The 17,701-nt window shown below is 62.3% G+C and carries 14 protein-coding genes; 12 read left to right on the forward strand and 2 right to left on the reverse strand.

Annotated elements, in window-relative coordinates:
* Window positions 1-116 precede the first annotated feature (116 nt).
* Window positions 117-2,198, reverse strand: a complete 2,082-nt coding sequence (locus JQ632_RS00415; protein ID WP_212400246.1) for an FAD-binding protein — start codon at window positions 2,196-2,198, stop codon at window positions 117-119.
* 213 nt (window positions 2,199-2,411) lie between these two features.
* Here JQ632_RS00415 and JQ632_RS00420 point away from each other — a divergent pair, with 213 nt between their 5' ends.
* From JQ632_RS00420 to JQ632_RS00465, 10 genes are all read left to right on the forward strand, one after another.
* On the forward strand, window positions 2,412-3,431 hold the full coding sequence (locus tag JQ632_RS00420) for a LacI family DNA-binding transcriptional regulator (RefSeq protein ID WP_212400247.1): 1,020 nt from the start codon (window positions 2,412-2,414) through the stop codon (window positions 3,429-3,431).
* The gene (locus JQ632_RS00425; protein WP_212400248.1) at window positions 3,428-4,438 is read left to right on the forward strand and encodes a Gfo/Idh/MocA family protein; all 1,011 of its coding nucleotides are present in this window, start codon (window positions 3,428-3,430) and stop codon (window positions 4,436-4,438) included. The genes JQ632_RS00420 and JQ632_RS00425 overlap by 4 nt, the downstream gene beginning before the upstream one ends.
* 3 nt (window positions 4,439-4,441) lie before the next feature.
* Window positions 4,442-6,043: an acyl CoA:acetate/3-ketoacid CoA transferase gene (locus tag JQ632_RS00430; protein WP_212400249.1), complete on the forward strand. Its 1,602-nt coding sequence runs from the start codon at window positions 4,442-4,444 to the stop codon at window positions 6,041-6,043.
* Window positions 6,040-6,813 carry an enoyl-CoA hydratase/isomerase family protein gene (locus tag JQ632_RS00435; protein ID WP_212400250.1) on the forward strand — a complete coding sequence of 258 codons (774 nt, stop codon included), beginning with the start codon at window positions 6,040-6,042 and terminating at the stop codon, window positions 6,811-6,813. The genes JQ632_RS00430 and JQ632_RS00435 overlap by 4 nt, the downstream gene beginning before the upstream one ends.
* 274 nt (window positions 6,814-7,087) lie before the next feature.
* Window positions 7,088-8,320: an ABC transporter substrate-binding protein gene (locus tag JQ632_RS00440; RefSeq protein WP_249151177.1), complete on the forward strand. Its 1,233-nt coding sequence runs from the start codon at window positions 7,088-7,090 to the stop codon at window positions 8,318-8,320.
* Window positions 8,321-8,471: 151 nt separating this feature from the next.
* Window positions 8,472-9,419 (forward strand): carbohydrate ABC transporter permease, encoded by a 948-nt coding sequence (locus JQ632_RS00445; protein WP_212400252.1) that lies wholly within the window; start codon window positions 8,472-8,474, stop codon window positions 9,417-9,419.
* Window positions 9,416-10,363, forward strand: coding sequence for a carbohydrate ABC transporter permease (locus JQ632_RS00450; protein WP_212400253.1), 948 nt, complete (start codon window positions 9,416-9,418; stop codon window positions 10,361-10,363). Before JQ632_RS00445 ends, JQ632_RS00450 begins: the two co-directional genes overlap by 4 nt.
* A 3-nt stretch (window positions 10,364-10,366) precedes the next feature.
* On the forward strand, window positions 10,367-11,479 hold the full coding sequence (locus JQ632_RS00455; RefSeq protein ID WP_212400254.1) for an ABC transporter ATP-binding protein: 1,113 nt from the start codon (window positions 10,367-10,369) through the stop codon (window positions 11,477-11,479).
* Window positions 11,480-11,564: 85 nt separating this feature from the next.
* Complete coding sequence (locus JQ632_RS00460) at window positions 11,565-13,061, forward strand: FAD-dependent oxidoreductase (protein WP_212400255.1); 1,497 nt, start codon at window positions 11,565-11,567, stop codon at window positions 13,059-13,061.
* Between the two features lie 11 nt (window positions 13,062-13,072).
* Window positions 13,073-14,680, forward strand: coding sequence for a GMC family oxidoreductase (locus tag JQ632_RS00465; RefSeq protein WP_212400256.1), 1,608 nt, complete (start codon window positions 13,073-13,075; stop codon window positions 14,678-14,680).
* 61 nt (window positions 14,681-14,741) lie between these two features.
* Here the strand turns inward: JQ632_RS00465 and JQ632_RS00470 are convergent, their stop codons facing one another.
* Window positions 14,742-15,434: an SDR family NAD(P)-dependent oxidoreductase gene (locus JQ632_RS00470; RefSeq protein ID WP_212400257.1), complete on the reverse strand. Its 693-nt coding sequence runs from the start codon at window positions 15,432-15,434 to the stop codon at window positions 14,742-14,744.
* 237 nt (window positions 15,435-15,671) lie between these two features.
* Here JQ632_RS00470 and JQ632_RS00475 point away from each other — a divergent pair, with 237 nt between their 5' ends.
* Together JQ632_RS00475 and JQ632_RS00480 are read left to right on the forward strand one after the other, a co-directional pair.
* Window positions 15,672-16,475, forward strand: coding sequence for an SDR family oxidoreductase (locus tag JQ632_RS00475; protein ID WP_212400258.1), 804 nt, complete (start codon window positions 15,672-15,674; stop codon window positions 16,473-16,475).
* Entirely contained in the window at window positions 16,468-17,670 is a 1,203-nt protein-coding gene (locus JQ632_RS00480) for a pyridoxal phosphate-dependent aminotransferase (RefSeq protein WP_212400259.1), read from the forward strand. Before JQ632_RS00475 ends, JQ632_RS00480 begins: the two co-directional genes overlap by 8 nt.
* Window positions 17,671-17,701: the final 31 nt, after the last annotated feature.

The following is a 17,701-nucleotide window of genomic DNA, read 5'->3' on the forward strand; positions in this document are numbered from 1 at the left end:
CCGTTCCTCACGCATGTACTGGTGGTCTCCCGGTTCACCCTCCCTGAAACTTGCCGTGTCCCTCGGGCACGGCATTCTTTTTGCGGACGACAAAACGCCTTTTTCCCAGAAGCGCTCTACCGACCGCCTGACGCGTAAATGGCTCCTGTGAGAAATTCGGCCCAGTCGCGTTCGAAATAGGCGGCTTGCGAGTGGTCGTGTCGGCGGATCCGCGGAAAGGAACACGTGAAGGCTCCGTTTTCATAGCGTATCGCGATCTTTTCGCACTGGTCCTGTTTTCGTTCGGCGCGGAACCGAAACGCCTCAAGCGGGCCCGTCCTGGTGATGGGAACGTCCAATCCGTCGGGATCGCAGATCGCACGAGCGCCGCGGCTGCCCCCACCGCGCGACAGATAGGCGTCGAGGGAGGTCAATACCGCCTCGGAGGCAAAAGCCATTTGCCGCCATTGCAGGCATCGTTCGGCCTGGTTGGCCCGGTCCTGGCGCAATCCGCGTGATCGGATGTCACCGTTTAGCTTGCGCGCCCCTTCCAACGCTTTGCGGACACCCTTGGCGGAGCACACGAACCCGGCGTCTTCGCTCATGCGAGCCTGGACTTCCCGCGCGACGTCGCGCCAGTCGAGGCCGTCATCGTGCAAGCCCGACGTAATGCCTTGAACGGCCGCGCGAACCATTTCTGTCGGCAAGGCATCATCGCTTGGCTCTGTCCGTTTGCAGGCACGGATATGTTCCGCGCAACGCTGACCCATCACCTGGCCCGCGTTGAGCGCAGCGCCGCCGGGGCGCGTAACGCCATGGGTCCCGGCCGCCTCACCGATGGCGTAGCAGCCCTCCAGGCTCGAACGACCCCAGATGTCGACGGCGATACCGCCGTTCATGTGCTGGTTGTTGACGGCGAACTCCAGCGGATCGTGCGTGATGTCCTTCTTGTAGCGGCGATAAAGCTCGATCGACAAAGGATTCATCCTTGCGAGTCGCTCGATCGGGAGGTCCAGCAGCGCGCCATTGTTTTCGAGATAGGCCCTGACGTCTGCATCGAGGCGATCGAGCGAGAAGGGCGCGTCACCCGGAGCAGGCTCCGGATTCCGATTGAAATCCATCAGGACTTTGCGTCCCATCCGGGTTTCGCGAAAGATCGCAAGATCGACAAGGCTAGAACCGAAGTCGAGCATCCGCGAGGCATGGAACGGCCACTGATAGCCCTTGCGGAAAATGTTGGACGCGAGCTCCTGCGTCGTTCGATAGTAATCGCCTAGAAAGTTGCGCTCGATACCATCAGTATCGACGGAATAGATGTAAGGCAGGCACTGCGCGTACGTTCCCGACAGATTCCACGGAAACCCATCGCGCGGCGTACCGATCCCGAACTGACTTTCCGTCAGATTGATCGCCTCGACGCCCGCCTCCAGCGCAAGTCCGAGGGCGCCGAAGCAATGCTTGGGGTAGACGCTGTCGCGATAGAGTTCGCCGGGACCGCCCGCCGCAATGACGAGGTCGTCGCATCGGATGACGGCAAGCCCGAGCGGGTTTTGGGCAGTGCGATCTGCGGCGTGAAATGCCAGCAGGCCGACGACGCGCTTCGGCGCATTGTTGGTCATCAAAATCTTCGCGCCGACGCAACGATTTAGCACCGGTACGCCGAGACGCGCCGATTCTTCGGCGAGCACCTTGACCATCAGTCGAGACGTGCGCGGCCCGCAACTCGTCGCGCGTCCGGCTTCGTCATGATCCGTTTGATATCTGAGCACCGCACCCAGCCGATCGAGCGGGACGGGCAACCCGAGATATTGCAGGGACGACAGCGCGCGAAGCGATCCGACGGCTTCCACATAGGCGGTGTCTTCGTCCATGGCGCCGCCAGCGCCGAGGGCTGCGGCAAGCGCGATGAAATCATCGCCGTGGCGGCCGGTCGCGGCCGTATGCAGGGTCTGCTTGTCCGATCCCGAGCACGCGGAAGTACCGCCGTAAAGATTTTGCGTGGCAACGATCACGTCGATCCCGTGCCGCTTCAACTCGATGGCGGCGCGAAAGCCCGCTGCCCCGCTACCGAGCACGAGGGCGTCGCAGGCGTAAACCGGCAGCGAAATGCCGTCAGCCTCGATCGATCGCTGAGCCCTGCGAGTGGGATGGCGTTTGGGCATATCAACGTCGGTGAGGGCGTCGAGCACCGACTGGCGGGGCGAAGCGGCCACGGACATTCCCTCTGATTGATCTTTGTTGACGATCCCAAAATGTTGCGATAGGCTTAATTTGTCACGTTCCAAATAACAAGGTCAAGGCGCGCTAATTTCCCGAATTATTCAGGGAAATGAGGCTAGTTTTTGTGACTCGATAGAATTTTGGAACGATCCAAAATGGGAGGGCGAATGCCTTCGGCGCCAAAGGGAGATTCTGCCGATCGCGTGGGGCGCGTGACGATCGTCGACGTGGCGCGTCGCGCTGGCGTCTCAAAATCGACGGTTTCCCTGGTCCTGTCGGGCAGCGAATTGGTCGCTGAGGCAACGAAATTGCGCGTGAACGAGGCCATGGGGGCGCTCGGCTATGTCTATCATCGCGGTGCCGCCAGCCTGCGTGCCGCATCATCCGATCTGGTCGGGATGATCATGGGCGACCTCAACAACCCCTTCTTCGCCGAACTCACGGCGGGGATCGAGGACGCGCTCTTTCAACGTGGCTTTACGCCGATCCTGGCGAACACCAGCGAAGATATCGTGCGCCAGGCGCAGGTGCTGCGGGCGATGCGCGAGCACAATGTCGCCGGCATAATCATAAGCCCTGCTCGCGGTACCGACACCTGGGCGCTGGCTCAGCAATGGCCATCCCATATCCCGGCCGTCATAACGATGCGCCGCATGATCGGCAGTTCGCTGCCCTATATCGGTCCCGACAATCAGAAGGGCGAGCGTGACGCGGTCGAGCACCTTCTCAAGTTGGGCCATCGCCGTATCGCCTTTATCGGGGGCGACGACAGCATGACGACGCAACGCGAACGTGTTGCCGGTTGGCGCGATGCGCTCAACGGCTGGGGCCTTGCCGCCGACGAATCCTTGATCTTTGAAGTCCCGCCGACGCGAGACGGCGGTCGTGTGGCTATCGAGCGCGCGCTCGACGGCCCGCAACCGCCAACCGCGTTCGCCTGCTACAACGATATCGTCGCGATGGGGGCGACGCGGGCGCTCGCCTTGCGCGGAATTGTGGTCGGCCGCGATGTCGCTGTGGTTGGATTCGACGATATCGCCGACGCCGAGCACAACGCGCCGCCGCTGACGACAGTGAGTGCCCATACGAGGGAAATGGGCATGCGCTGCGCCGAAGGCTTGCTCGGGCTGATCCGGCGCGAGGATCCGGCCAGCCTGTCGTTCGCGGGCGATGCCAGTTTGATCGTGCGCGAAAGCTGTGGCGCCAGGTTCCAGGGTAGGGGGGTGTCATGAGCAAGGGTCTGCGTTGGGGGCTGATCGGCGCGAGTACCATCGCTTCGGAACACATGATCGGCGCCATTCGTGCGAACGGCGGCGAAGTCGTCGCAGTGCTCAGTTCAGATGCGTCACGTGGACGAAACTACGCCGAGACCCATGGAATTTCCCGCTCGACGACCGATCTCGCCGCGCTGGTGGAAGCCCCCGATATCGATGCGGTCTATATCTCGACCACCAATGAGCTGCACCGCGACCAGGTATTTGCGGCGGCCGCCGCCGGAAAGCACGTGATGTGCGAAAAGCCGCTCGCGTTGACGCTTGCCGATGCCCGCGCGATGGTCGCAGAATGCAAAGGCCGGGGTGTCGTCATGGCGACGAACCATCATCTACGCAATGCCGCGACCCACCGCGCCATGCGCGATGCAATCGCCGAAGGACGCATCGGCAAGCCGCTGTTCGCCCGGGTGTTCCATGCGGTCTATTTGCCGCCGCATCTGCAGGGCTGGCGCATCAAGGCGCCTAGAGCAGGCGGCGGCGTGATCCTCGATATCACGGTGCATGACGCGGACACGTTGCGCTTTGTGCTCGGCGATGAGCCTGAAAGCGTCAGCGCGATGGTGTCTCGCGCAGGCATGGCCGAAGCCGGCCTCGAAGATGGCGTGATGGGCGTGGTCCGTTTCGCCGGCGGCGCGCTCGCCCAATTCCATGACGCGTTCACGACACGCTACGCAACGACCGGCTTCGAGGTCCATGGCGATGAGGGATCGCTGGTCGCGACCAACTGCATGACTCAGCAGCCGATAGGCGAGGTCGTGCTGCGTACAGGCGACGGCACCGTACCGCTGTCACTGATGCATGAAAATCTTTACGCACGTTCGATCCGGCTCTTTCAGGACGCTACCGCAGGCCTCGGCACACCCGCCGCAACGGGTGAGGACGGCGTGTGCTCGTTGGCGCTCGCGCTTGCAACGGTCGATGCCGCCAAAACGGGCCGGGAAACTTCCGTAGCGGGCCAGGGCTGATCAATGGCAAAACCGAGGGTACTTTCCGCCAGCGACGCAGCCGAACTCATTCCGGACGGCGCAATCGTCACGGTCTCGTCCTCGTCGGGTCTCGGTTGCCCCGACGCGGTTTTGGCGGCGATCGGTGCGCGCTTCGACGCGCACGGTCATCCCCGCCATTTGACGACGCTGCATCCAATTGCCGCCGGCGACATGTGGGGCATCAAAGGCATCGATCACATCGCAAAGGCCGGTTGCCTCGCGCGCGTTCTTGCCGGCTCCTATCCTTCCGGGCCGTCTTCAGCGGAGCCGCCGGCGATCTGGAAGATGATCAGCGACGACGCGATTCCCTGTTACAATATTCCCTCCGGAATTCTGTTCGACATCCATCGCGAGGCGGCGGCGAAGCGGCCTGGCGTCCTGACCAAGGTCGGCATGGATACGTTCGTCGACCCCAACCATGAGGGGTGCGCGATGAACGCAAAGGCGCGTGTCGCCCCGATCGTCACCCGCGTGAATTTTGCCGGTGACGACTGGCTGTTCTTTCCGACCATCGTTCCCAACGTTGCCATCATCCGCGCGACCACGGCCGATGAGCGCGGCAACCTCTCCTACGAACATGAGGGAGGTATTCTCGGCCCGCTCGATCAGGCACTGAGCGTGCGCAACAATGGCGGCCTGGTGATTGCGCAGGTCAAACGCCTCGCCGCCGCCGGATCATTGCGGCCGCATGACGTCGTTGTGCCGGGAGTCCTGGTCGACGTGATCGTCGTCGCGCCAGATCAGATGCAGACCACCAACACGCCCTATGACCCTGCGATATCCGGCGAAATCTTCCACCCATTGTCGGCCTTCGGGGCGCCGGCGTTTGGCGTCGGCAAGACGATCGCGCGTCGCGTTGCCCAGGAACTGCGGGATGGCGATGCCGTCAACATCGGCTTCGGAATCTCCGCCAATGTGCCGCGCATCCTAATCGAGGAGGGCCATCACGGTGCCGTGACCTGGATGATCGAGCAGGGCGCTGTCGGCGGCGTTCCGCTGCTCGATTTCCAGTTCGGCTGCGCCTCAAACGCAGAAGCGATCGTGCCGTCGCCGGCGCAATTCACCTATTTCCAGGGCGGCGGCTTCGACATGTCGTTGTTATCCTTCCTGCAGATCGATCGCCATGGCTGCGTCAACGTCTCCAAGCTTGGATCGCGTCCCCACGTGACGGCCGGTGCTGGCGGCTTTGTCGATATCACGGCGCGGGCGAAGCGGATTGTCTTCTCGGGCCTCTTCACGGCCGGCGCCGCGCTCGAAATCGAGGACGGTACGCTTCACATCCGGCGCGAAGGCAAGGTCAGGAAGCTTGTCGAAGCCGTCGAGCAGATCTCCTTCTCGGGTCCCCGAGCCGTTCAGCAGGGGCAGGAGATTGTCTATGTCACCGAGCGTTGCGTGATGCGACTGGAAGCAGCGGGGCTGACCGTCCTGGAGATCGCACCGGGTGTCAATCTTGAGCGTGACGTGCTGGCGCAGTCCGAATTTCCGCTGCGCGTCGCGCCACAGCTGAAAACGATGGATGCAAACCTGTTCCATCCCGAGCCGATCAGGTTGCAGCTGCGTCCGGCAATGGAGGCGGTGCAATGAGCCCGTTCGTGCAGCTTTCATTCGACGGCCCGTTGGCGCGATTGACGCTGACGCGTGGCGACAAGCTCAATGCGCTCGATCAGGCCATGATCCACGCGCTTGCTGATGCGGCGCGTACGATCGAGGAGACGGATCAAGTGCGCGTCACGATCCTGAGTGGTGAGGGCAAGGCGTTTTGCGCCGGCGGAGACATCGGCGCCTGGGGTGCCCTGCCGCCGCTTGAGATGTGGCGTAGCTGGACACGTGCCGGTCATCGCGCATTCGAAGCACTGGCGCGGCTACGCACGCCCCTGATCGTTGCGCTGACGGGTCACGCCTTCGGCGGCGGTCTCGAACTGGCGGCGGCCGGCGATTTTCGTATTGCCGAGCGCGGCGTCCAACTGGGCTTGCCCGAGACTGGCCTCGGCATGGCGCCCGGCTGGTCGGGATCGCAGCGGCTGGTCCGCCGTTTCGGTGCGTCGGTCGTTCGCCGCATGGCACTGGCCGGACAACTGTTCGAGGGCGACGCCGCGCTTGCGCTCGGCCTTGTCGATGAGATCGCAGAACCCGGTCAAGGATTGGCGCGCGCGGAGGCCATGGCTGCCGATGTCGCCCGGCGCGGTCCGATCGCTGTCCAGATCGTCAAGGCAATGATCAACTTTGCTGAAGGCGAGGATCTCGATGCACCGATCGAGGGGCTCGCGGGCGGGCTGACGGCGATGACACAAGATCTGGCGGAAGGCGTTGCGGCGTTTCGAGCCAAACGCCCGCCGACGTTCCGCAACATCTGAAGGATCTGGAGCCGTGAGCGCATTCTCGTCAGGATTGTTCAATGACCGGATTTTGCGGTCCGCGCTCGGGCGAGGCGCTGTCGGCGCCATTCCGAGCAAAATCAACGTTCACAAAGGTTCGCGCATGAGCTGATGCTCCCGCGGATCTGACCTGAACCAAGAAAATCGGAAGTCAAGCAAGGCTTCCAAAACGGTGCCGGACCGAATCCGGTGGGAGTGTACGCCCTGGAAGGTAGAACAAATGAAACCTCGTAGTCTGTTATTGACGAGCGCGATGGCCGCTTCGGTCCTCGGCTTTGCCACGGCCGCAACCGCGGCCGACCTCAAGGAAGTGCAGATGCTGCACTGGTGGACCTCAGGCGGCGAGGCGGCTGCGCTGAACGTCCTGAAGCAGGACCTCACCAAGGAAGGATATACGTGGAAGGACGTGCCCGTTGCCGGTGGCGGCGGGGCAGGCGCCATGACGACGCTGAAGGCGATGGTCGCCGCCGGCAATCCGCCGACCGCGTCCCAGATTCTCGGCTATTTCGCGCTCGACTATGCGGAGGCCGGCAAGCTCGGCGACATCACGGCGATCGCAACCAAGGAGGGTTGGGACAAGCTCGTCCCGACGGCGTTGCAGAAGTTCACGACCACCAACGGCAAGTGGGATGCCGTGCCGGTCAATATCCACTCCGTCAACTGGATCTGGCTCAACAAGGCCGTGATGGAGAAGATCGGCGGTACCGAACCCAAGACCTTCGACGACTTCGTGGCGCTGCTCGACAAGGCAAAGGCGGCGAACGTCATTCCGCTGGCGCTTGGCGGTCAGCCCTGGCAGGAAGCCACCATGTTCGACTCGGTCGTCGCATCCACCGGCGGCATCGACTTCTACAAGAAGGCCTTCATCGATCTCGATGAATCGGCCCTGAAGTCGGACACCATGAAGAAGGCCTTCGACAACCTCGCCAAGCTTCGCTCCTACACCGATCCGAACTACGCCGGCCGCGACTGGAACCTGGCCACGGCGATGGTGATCAAGGGCGATGCGCTCGTGCAGGTGATGGGCGACTGGGCCAAGGGCGAGTTCAGGGCGGCCAACAAGGAAGCCGGCAAGGATTTCATCTGCTACCGCTTCCCGGGTACCGACGGCGCAGTGATCTACAACAGCGACATGTTCGCGATCTTCAATGTGTCGGCCGATCGCAAGGCGGCACAAGCGGCGATGGCGACGGCGACCATGAGCAAGAGCTTCCAGTCCGCCTTCAACGTCATCAAAGGCTCGGTGCCGGCCCGCATGGATGTGCCGGATACCGACTTCGACATGTGCGGCAAGAAAGGCATCGCCGACGTCAAATCTGCCAACTCGAATGGAAAGTTCCTTGGATCGCTGGCGCAGAACTACGCTCAGCCCCCGGCAGTTGCCGCGGCATATGACGATGTTGTCACCAAGTTCTTCCATGGCGAGATCAAGACGTCTGACGCCGCTGTGACCGAACTGGTCAAGGCAATAAAGAGCGCCAAATAGCGCGTTCGTGCTCATGCCTCTCTCCCTCGTTGGGGAGAGGCATGGACGATCGGTTTGTTGGTAGGCACGTTGCATCCGATCCGCAATTGCCTTCAGAGCAACGGTGCATAGGCGAGCACGATCCGCCGCCTTTAGATGACGGAAGGTGTCCATGGCTGTAACAACCGTTTCCGGCGCCGTAACCGATCGCGGGCGACGCATCACTCTGCGGACGCGCCTTCAAGGTCTCGTGCCGAAGCTCGTTTTGGCGCCTTCGTTCCTACTCGTTTTGATTTTCGTATACGGCTTCAACCTCTGGACGGTATTTCTGTCGTTTACGAATTCAAGGGCGTTCACGAGTACCAAGCTGATCGGCTTCGCCAACTACGAAAAACTTTGGACCTGGACGTTCGAGAGCGACCCACCGTCGAGCTGGTACACCGCGATTGTCAACATCGGCATTTTCGGCGGACTCTATATCGTCTTTTGTCTCGCACTCGGCCTGACCCTGGCGATCCTGCTGGATCAGAAGATCCGCGGCGAGGGAATTCTCCGCCCGATCTATCTCTATCCGCTGGCGCTGTCGTTCATCGTCACCGGTACGGCGTGGAAGCTGTTTCTCGATCCGGGCATCGGGCTCGAAAAAGCCGTCCACGATTGGGGCTGGACCAGTTTCAAGTTCGATTGGGTCGTCAATCCCCGCATGATGATCTACTGCGTCGCGATTGCGGGTATCTGGCAGACTTCCGGCTTTGTCATGGCGATGTTTCTTGCCGGCCTGCGAGGCGTGGACGGCGAGATCCTGAAGGCTGCGCAAATCGACGGCGCTTCCACCTATGCGACCTACCGGCGGATCGTGATCCCGATCATGCGGCCGGTCTTTCTCTCCGCGATTATCGTGCTCGCACACATGGCGATCAAATCCTACGACCTCGTGCTGTCGGTCACCGGCAAGAATCCGGGCGGGGCCGCCGAGCTGCCGTCGACCTTCATGTATTCCTATACGTTCACCCGCAATCAGATGGGGGTGGGCTCCACCAGCGCGGTCATCATGCTGATGACGATCGCCGCGATAATGATTCCCTACCTTTACTCGGAACTGCGGGAGAAGCGTCAATGACCGCCGCAGATCTGGTCGCCGCGCCGCGGCGCCGAAACTACTCGAGCCAATCCATTGTCACGCGCGTTGTGATCTACGGGCTGTTGGGCTTTTTCGCGATCATCTATCTGGTACCGCTCATCGTGATGGTGATGACGTCGTTGAAGCCACTCGACGAAGTCACCGGCGGTAACATGTTTGCGTTGCCGAAATCGTTGACGTTCGCCCCCTGGACCAGGGCCTGGGGGGAAGCCGCCATCGGCGTGTCCGACACCGCGGGCATCAGCGGCTATTTCATGAACTCGATCAAGATGGTCGTGCCGGCGGTCGTGATCTCGACGCTGCTCGGCGCATTGAACGGCTATGTCCTCACCAAATGGCGCTTCCCCGGCCACAAACTGGTGTTCGGCATGATGCTGTTCGCCTGTTTCATCCCGTTCCAGTCGGTCATCATTCCGATGGCGGTGATCCTCGGGCTGTTGGGCCAGATCGGCAATCAACTGATCGATACGTTCGGCTTTTCCTTCGGTTTCGGCAATCCGACAGTCAATCTGGTGCTTTGCCATGTCGTCTATGGCCTTGGCTTCACGACGTTGTTCTTCCGGAATTATTACGAGGCGTTTCCGACGGAACTGGTGAAGGCGGCGATGATCGACGGTGCCAGTTTCTTCCAGATCTTCCGACGCGTCCTGCTGCCGAACTCGACCCCGATCATCATCGTCACCGTGATCTACCAGTTCACAAACATCTGGAACGATTTCCTGTTCGGCTCGACCTTTGCGGCCGGTGACCAGTCGCCGATGACGGTCGCGCTGAACAACCTCGTCAATACCTCGACCGGGGTCGTCGAATACAACGTCAACATGGCTGCGGCGATCATCGCCGCGGCGCCCACCTTGTTCGTCTATGTCGTCGCAGGCCGCTACTTCGTGCGCGGGCTGATGGCAGGCGCGGTGAAAGGATAGAACATGGCGTTCCTCGAGATAAACGGGCTTCGCAAGCGCTACGGGGCGCTGGAGGTCCTGAAGGGTATCGATTTGACGCTCGACAAGGGCGGCTTCCTCGTGCTGATCGGCCCTTCGGGTTGTGGCAAGTCCACTCTCCTCGGCACCATTGCGGGCCTGGAGTCGATCAGTGCCGGCAAGATCAGCATCGAGGGTCAGCAGATCAATGACCTGCATCCATCGAAGCGCGACATCGCGATGGTGTTTCAGTCCTACGCGCTTTATCCCAACATGACGGTCGCCGAGAACATGGCGTTCGGCATGGAAATGCGCGGTGTGGCGAGGCCCGAACGCGAGAAGGCCGTCGCCGAGGTCGCAAAGACCCTGCAATTGGAGCATCTTCTCAAGCGCCGTCCGAGCCAGCTGTCGGGAGGACAGCGCCAGCGCGTCGCAATGGGGCGCGCACTGGTTCGCCAGCCCCGGGTTTTCCTGTTCGACGAGCCGCTGTCCAATCTCGACGCAAAGCTGCGCGTCGACATGCGGGTCGAGATCAAGCGCCTGCACCAGCGAACAGGAGCCACGATCGTCTACGTCACCCACGATCAGATCGAAGCCATGACCCTTGCGACACGAATCGCCGTTCTGAAGGACGGCGAGCTTCAACAGGTCGGCACGCCACAAGAAGTCTACAACACGCCGGCAAATCTGTTCGTCGCCGACTTCATGGGCTCGCCGTCGATGAATTTGCTGGAAGGCAAGGTCTCCAGATCGAACGGCGCTGCCTCAGTCGTCATCGAACGCACGGGAACCGCTCCGATTGCATTTCCGGTTCCCACCAGCGCGAACGTGGAAGCGCTCGGGGAGGGCGCAAGGGTCATCTTCGGCATTCGTCCAGAAGCCGTCAGCGATGTCGAAAGTGTGAGCGCGAAATCGAAGAGCGTCACGACCTTCACGAGCGATGTCGAGATCGTCGAACCGGCCGGATCGGATACGTTCGTGGTCACCTCGATCGCAGGCCGAGAGGTCACCGCGCGGATGCGGTCGGATTCCGACATTCGTGTCGGGCAGAGCCAGGTGTTTGCGCTGAACCTCGACAAGGCAGTCCTGTTCGACCCTGCTACGACGCACCGAATTTAAGCTGCCGCTACCGACCCCTGTTGCTGACCGGCATGGGGACTGTTGGTCACTGCCATGAACGTCCTGTCGCGAGGAGCCGACGCTATTGAGCCAAACCTCAAGTCCCGACGTGATCATCGTCGGATCAGGGATGGGTGGCGCGACGCTTGCTGCCGGCCTCGCGCCGACCGGCGCCCGTATCGTCATTCTGGAGCGCGGCGAACAGCTGAAAGATACGTCTGAGACGCGCGACGCGCGGGCCATCTTCCAAGACGGCTTTTATCGTCCAACCGAAACGTGGACAGACGGAGCGGGTCAGCCGTTCAACCCCGGCAACTATTATTATGTCGGCGGAAACAGCAAGTTCTACGGGGCGGTTCTGATCCGATATCGCGCCTGCGACTTCCATCCGATTGCGCACGCCGAAGGGAAGACTCCAGGCTGGCCGTTCGACTACGACGAATTGGAGCCTTGGTACACGAAAGCCGAGGGCCTTTATCGCGTCTGCGGTGAGCTCGGCGATGATCCCACGGAACCGCGTCATTCCGCACCCTATCCTTTGCCAGCCATCCCTGATGAGCCGGCGATCGCCGCAACCCGCGAACGACTGCGGCGAGCGGGATTGCACCCGGCGTCGCTCCCTCTGGGTGTCGACATCAGGGCCTGGATGAAACGCGCGGCAACGCCCTGGGACGCGTTTCCTGATGCGCGGACCGGGAAGATGGACGCCGAGACATGCGGGCTTACCGCCGCGCTCGCGCATCCCAACGTCACGCTGAAAACGGGCGCGAAGGTCCAGCGCCTGATCATGGCGCCCGACGGCAAGCACGCCGAAGGCGTCGAATGCGACATCGGCGGCGAGCGGCACCTTCTGAAGGCCGGGCTGATCGTGCTTTCCGCCGGCGCGGTCAATTCGGCTGCGCTATTGTTGCGGTCTTCGGAGCGCGGCGTTGCCAACAAAAGCGGCAAAGTCGGCCGGCATTTCATGAACCACAATTCGTCGGCCATATTGGCGGTCGACCCGCGAACGATCAACGACTCGGTCTATCAGAAGACGTTCGGTGTCAATGATTTCTATCTCGACGACGGGGCGGGCGGGCCGCCGCTCGGCAACATCCAGCTGCTCGGTCGGGTAAGCGGTCAGATCCTCAAGGCCAATCTGCGTCAGGTGCCTGAATTCGCATTGAACTGGCTCAGTCGGCACGCTGTCGACTTCTACGCCATGAGCGAGGATCTGCCCGATCCCGACAGCCGCGTCACGCTTGATGGCGCCGGAATTCGGTTGGATTGGAAACGCAGCAACTGGGCTTCGCATCTTGCCCTGGTCGCGAAATTGCGCGAGCGGCTTCGCGCCGCGGGCTACCCGATCGTGCTCGCGCGTGCGTTCGACCGCCGGACGCCGTCACATCAGTGCGGCACGGTGCGGATCGGCCTCGATCCCGCAGAGGCGCCGCTCGATCCGTATTGCCGTGCCCACGACCATCCAAATCTTTTCGTGGTCGACGCCTCGTGCCTGCCGACGTCGGCGGCGGTCAACCCGGCGCTGACCATCGCAGCCCAGGCGCTTCGCGTCGCTAGCCACATTGCCGGCAAGGATATTTGACCGGAGGACCAATGGTCTACGACTATATCATCGTCGGTGGCGGCTCCGCCGGTTGCGTGCTCGCCAATCGGCTGAGCGAGGATCCGACGATCACAGTCCTGCTCGTCGAGGCGGGTGGTCCGGATACGAGCATGCTGTTTCGCATGCCGGCCGGCTTCGCCAAGATGACGAAGGGCGTCGCCAGCTGGGGGTGGAGCACCGTGCCCCAGAAACATCTGAATGGACGCGTCATTTGGTACACGCAGGCCAAGGTTATCGGCGGCGGGTCGTCCATCAACGCCCAGCTTTATACGCGTGGCAACGCGAAGGATTATGACGCCTGGGAGACCGAAGCGGGCTGCGCGGACTGGTCCTATCGCTGCGTCTTGCCCTATTTCAAGCGTGCCGAGGATAACCAGCGGCTCGTCAATGATTATCACGGCTACGGCGGACCGCTCGGCGTTTCCTATCCGGTCAATCCGCCGCCGATCAGCTTCGCGTTCCTGCGCGCGGCGCAGGAAGCCGGCATTCCGTTCAATGATGACTTCAACGGCGCGGTGCAGGACGGCATCGGTCACTACCAGTTGACGACGCGCAATGCCGAGCGCTCTTCGACGGCGAGCGCCTATCTCAATCCGGTGCGCTCGCGAAAGAATCTTACGGTCAGGCTGAACACGCCCACATTGAAGATACTGGTTGAAAACCGCCGCGCCGTCGGCGTGGAGGTCGGGGTCTCGGGCCGCGTTGAGACCCTTCGCGCCAAACGTGAGGTTGTTCTTTGCAGCGGCGCCATCGGTTCGCCGAGGCTGTTGCAGCTTTCCGGCATCGGTCCCGCCGACGCACTGGCGGCAGCGGGGGTCTCGGTCGTTCATGATTTGCCAGGCGTTGGCGCCAATCTGCAGGATCATCTCGATCTCTACGCCATTTGCGAATGCACCGGCGATCACACCTATGATCGCGTGGCGCAACCGCATCGGACGGCTTGGGCAGGGCTGCAATATCTTCTGTTCAAGACCGGCCCGGTCACGTCGACATTGTTCGAGACGGGTGGGTTCTGGTACGCGGACAAGGAGGCGCGTTCGCCGGATATTCAGTTCCACCTTGGGCTCGGATCCGGTATCGAGGCCGGCGTCGCGGCGATGCGCAATCCCGGCGTTACACTAAACTCAGCGTTCTTGCGCCCGCGCTCCCGCGGCACGGTCCGGCTTGCAAACGCGGATCCCGCTGCCGCGCCCCTCATCGATCCCAACTACTGGTCGGATCCATACGACCGGAAGTGCGCGCTGAAGGGCCTGCAGATGGCCCGCGACATCCTCAGCCGGCCGGCGTTGAAACCATTCGTGCTCGCCGAACGGCTGCCAGGCGACGGCATCAGGAGTGAGGAAGACCTGCTGCAATATGCCTACCGGTCCTGCAAGACGGATCACCATCCTGTCGGCACTTGCGCGATGGGCTCGGGCGAGAACGCCGTGACGACGCCCGATCTGAAAGTCCGCGGCATGGATGGCCTGCGTGTCGTCGACGCTTCGGTGATGCCGTTCGTTCCTTCGTGCAATACGAACGCACCGACCATCATGGTCGCGGAGAAGGCGTCCGATGCCATCCTCGGTCGCAAACCGCTGCCGGCGGCGGTTTCTTGACCGGCGCTTGCCCTCCTGTTCGCGCCAGTCCCTGCCGCGACGCGGCGGTTCCGGCCAGGCCCTAGAGCATCGGCTCGAACTGGCAGTGCACGAGCATCTCGGAGACCGACGCGTTGTTCGGCAGCATGAGCGCGGTCTCCGCCAGCCGCGCGATGTCGCCCGGCTGGCTCATCTCATGGCGAGGAATCTCGTCGTCATTCAGCGTCATGTCGGTGGCAACATAGCCCGGGCAGATCACTGTTGCTCGGATGCCTGCCGCGCGCCCTTCCCGGCGAATGCCGTGGGTGAGTGCGACGACGGCGAATTTTGTCATGGCATAGCCGACATTGCTTCCCACGCGCTTTCCGGCGAGCGACCCCAGATTGATAACCCGCCCATGGCCGCAGACGGCCAGATGAGGGAGAGTCGCTCGGACGAGGCGCAGAGGACCCTTGACGTTCACCCGCCACATCTCATCCAGTTCGCTCTCGCCCTCGTCGGAGACGCGGACCCTGGGATTGATCCCGGCCGCGTTGACGATGGCATCGATGCCGCGCCACCGTGCGATCGTTGCGTTGACCCAGGAGATCGGGCTCTTGGCGTCTTCGGCGTCATAGCGGTGCGTCATCAGCCTGTCGGTCTCCTTGAGCCGGCTCGGATCGCGAAGTCCCGCCGATACGCGAAAACCTGACGCCAGGAGCCGCTCGACGACTGCGCGTCCTATGCCGCGCGAAGCACCCGAGACCATGACAATCCGATTGGCGACCTCCAGCATCCGAGTCCGTCTCCCATGGGTGAGCCAAGTGCCTCGCGAAATGTAAGGGGACATGACTGGAGGCGAGTAAGAGAAATTCACTCTGCCGGTATCGGGCGCGCTTATGGCTCCCCGGTGAGTGGCTCCGAGGGGGGATATTGGATGTCCTTATGAGGGCAGAACAAATCCGCTCTATGCGTGCGTCCGCCTCCGCACGTAGCTTTCCGCCGCTCTGCTTGACCGCAAAAGAGCCCGCGGATGGGATTTTCGGACTATCGAACGGCGTTGGTGACGGGCGCATCCTCGGGTATCGGGGCTGCGACGGTTCGGAGCCTCTGCGCCGAGGGGCTCGAGGTTCACGCGCTGGCACGCGACATTCGCCGGCTGGCAAGCCTGTCGGCCGAGACCGGCTGCCGCGTCTATGCCGTCGATGTGAACGACCTCGATGCCTTGACGCAGCTTGCTGCCTCGACCGAGTTCGACGTTCTCATCAACAATGCCGGCCAGTCGCGGCGCAGCAATATCCTGGATACCGCGCCGGACGACGTGGACACGCTGGTTGACGTCAACCTGCGCGCGGTCCTGCACCTGACGCGGCTGATCGTATCAGGCATGGCGAGGCGCAACCGAGGCCACGTGGTCAACGTCTCCTCGATCGCCGGCCACTACGCCTTCGGCGAGAATGCAACGACATTCAATTCATCCGTGGCCTATCACGCGACGAAGGCCGGTGTTCATTCGCTGTCGCAGCAGTTGCGCGTCGATCTCTACGGGACCTGCGTTCGCGTCACCGAGATATCACCGGGGCGTGTCGCGACGAGCATCTTCCAGAACCAGAATGCCGCCGACAACCCGGATGCCCGCTTCGTCGGGGCGTTCGAAACACTCCAGTCCGAGGATATCGCGGATGCCATTGCGTTCGCGATCGGGTCTCCGGCGCGGATGAACGTCGCGATGATCGAGGTCGTACCTACGTTCCAGGTCGTCGGCGAATTGCGATTCGCGAGCCGATCCGAGGCCGCGCGATTGAGAGAAATGACAAGTGGAGCTGACAATGCCTGAACTCGCTAACCGCCTGAAGACCGTGAAGGTGTCGGCTTCGGCGGCGATGACGGACAAGGCGCGCGAGCTTCGGGATGCAGGCGTCAAGATTGTCGGCCTGTCGTCCGGCGAGCCCGACTTTCCGACGCCGCCGCATGCGATCGATGCCGCGCATCGGGCGGCTCTTGCCGGCGACACCAAATATCCGGCGCAGCCTGGGACCGTCGCGCTCAGGACCGCGGTCCAGCGCAAGTTCAAGCGCGAGAACAATCTCGACTACGCCCTCGACGAGATCCTGATCGCGAATGGCGGCAAGCAGATCATCTTCAACGCGCTGTTTGCCACCTGCAATCCCGGCGATGAGGTGGTCATTCCAGCGCCCGGCTGGATCACCTACGCGGACATCGTGCTCCTTGCCGAGGCGATGCCTGTTGCCGTGCCGTGCCCGGAGAACAACCAGTTCAAGCTCCGCCCGGCCGACCTGGAGGCGGCGATCACGCCCAGGACGAAGTGGCTGATCCTGAATTTCCCCAACAATCCGACCGGTGCGGCATGCACGCGCGACGAGATGCGCGCGATCGCCGACGTCATGTTGAAATATCCCGACGTCTGGATCCTCACCGACGACATCTATGAACATCTCACCTATGACGGGTTCGAGTTCTGCACCATCGCGGAGGTTGAGCCGAGGCTGAAGAATCGCGTCGTGACCGTCAATGGCGCGTCCAAGGCGTACGCCATGACGGGCTGGCGGGTCGGCTATTGCGGTGGCCCGAAGGACCTGATCGCGGCGATGAACAACGTCCACGGTCAGGCGACCGGCGGAATCTGCACCCTGAGCCAGGCGGCTGCGGTCGCGGTTCTGGACGGTCCACAGGATTTCCTGAAGGATCGCGCGGATATCTATCGCGATCGTCGCGATCTGGTGGTGAAGCTCCTCAATCAGATCCCCGGCATCACCTGCCATAAGCCCCAGGGGGCATTTTATGTGTTCCCGAACATCGCCGGTTGCATCGGCAAGACCACGAAAGCCGGGCGGCGGCTGGAAACCGATGCCGACTTCATCTCGGCGCTGCTGGAAGAGCAGCATGTCGCGGTGGTGCACGGCGGCGCCTACGGCATGAGCCCTTACTTTCGCATCTCCTACGCGACCGATACCGAATCGCTCAAGGAGGGCTGCCGGCGCATCGCGAACTTCTGCGAAAGCCTGCGCTGACCGGGCATCGAGAGGTCCGGGGGTGAGCCGG

Origin of the sequence: Bradyrhizobium liaoningense, from assembly GCF_018130955.1 — a bacterium.
Classification (GTDB): domain Bacteria; phylum Pseudomonadota; class Alphaproteobacteria; order Rhizobiales; family Xanthobacteraceae; genus Bradyrhizobium; species Bradyrhizobium liaoningense_C.

Coding starts and splice junctions, on each gene's coding strand:
- JQ632_RS00415 (WP_212400246.1), bottom strand. CDS start 2,198: ATGTCCGTGGCCGCTTCGCCCCGCCAGTCGGTGCTCGACGCCCTCACC.
- JQ632_RS00425 (WP_212400248.1), top strand. CDS start 3,428: ATGAGCAAGGGTCTGCGTTGGGGGCTGATCGGCGCGAGTACCATCGCT.
- JQ632_RS00430 (WP_212400249.1), top strand. CDS start 4,442: ATGGCAAAACCGAGGGTACTTTCCGCCAGCGACGCAGCCGAACTCATT.
- JQ632_RS00435 (WP_212400250.1), top strand. CDS start 6,040: ATGAGCCCGTTCGTGCAGCTTTCATTCGACGGCCCGTTGGCGCGATTG.
- JQ632_RS00440 (WP_249151177.1), top strand. CDS start 7,088: ATGGCCGCTTCGGTCCTCGGCTTTGCCACGGCCGCAACCGCGGCCGAC.
- JQ632_RS00445 (WP_212400252.1), top strand. CDS start 8,472: ATGGCTGTAACAACCGTTTCCGGCGCCGTAACCGATCGCGGGCGACGC.
- JQ632_RS00450 (WP_212400253.1), top strand. CDS start 9,416: ATGACCGCCGCAGATCTGGTCGCCGCGCCGCGGCGCCGAAACTACTCG.
- JQ632_RS00455 (WP_212400254.1), top strand. CDS start 10,367: ATGGCGTTCCTCGAGATAAACGGGCTTCGCAAGCGCTACGGGGCGCTG.
- JQ632_RS00465 (WP_212400256.1), top strand. CDS start 13,073: ATGGTCTACGACTATATCATCGTCGGTGGCGGCTCCGCCGGTTGCGTG.
- JQ632_RS00470 (WP_212400257.1), bottom strand. CDS start 15,434: ATGCTGGAGGTCGCCAATCGGATTGTCATGGTCTCGGGTGCTTCGCGC.
- JQ632_RS00475 (WP_212400258.1), top strand. CDS start 15,672: ATGGGATTTTCGGACTATCGAACGGCGTTGGTGACGGGCGCATCCTCG.
- JQ632_RS00480 (WP_212400259.1), top strand. CDS start 16,468: ATGCCTGAACTCGCTAACCGCCTGAAGACCGTGAAGGTGTCGGCTTCG.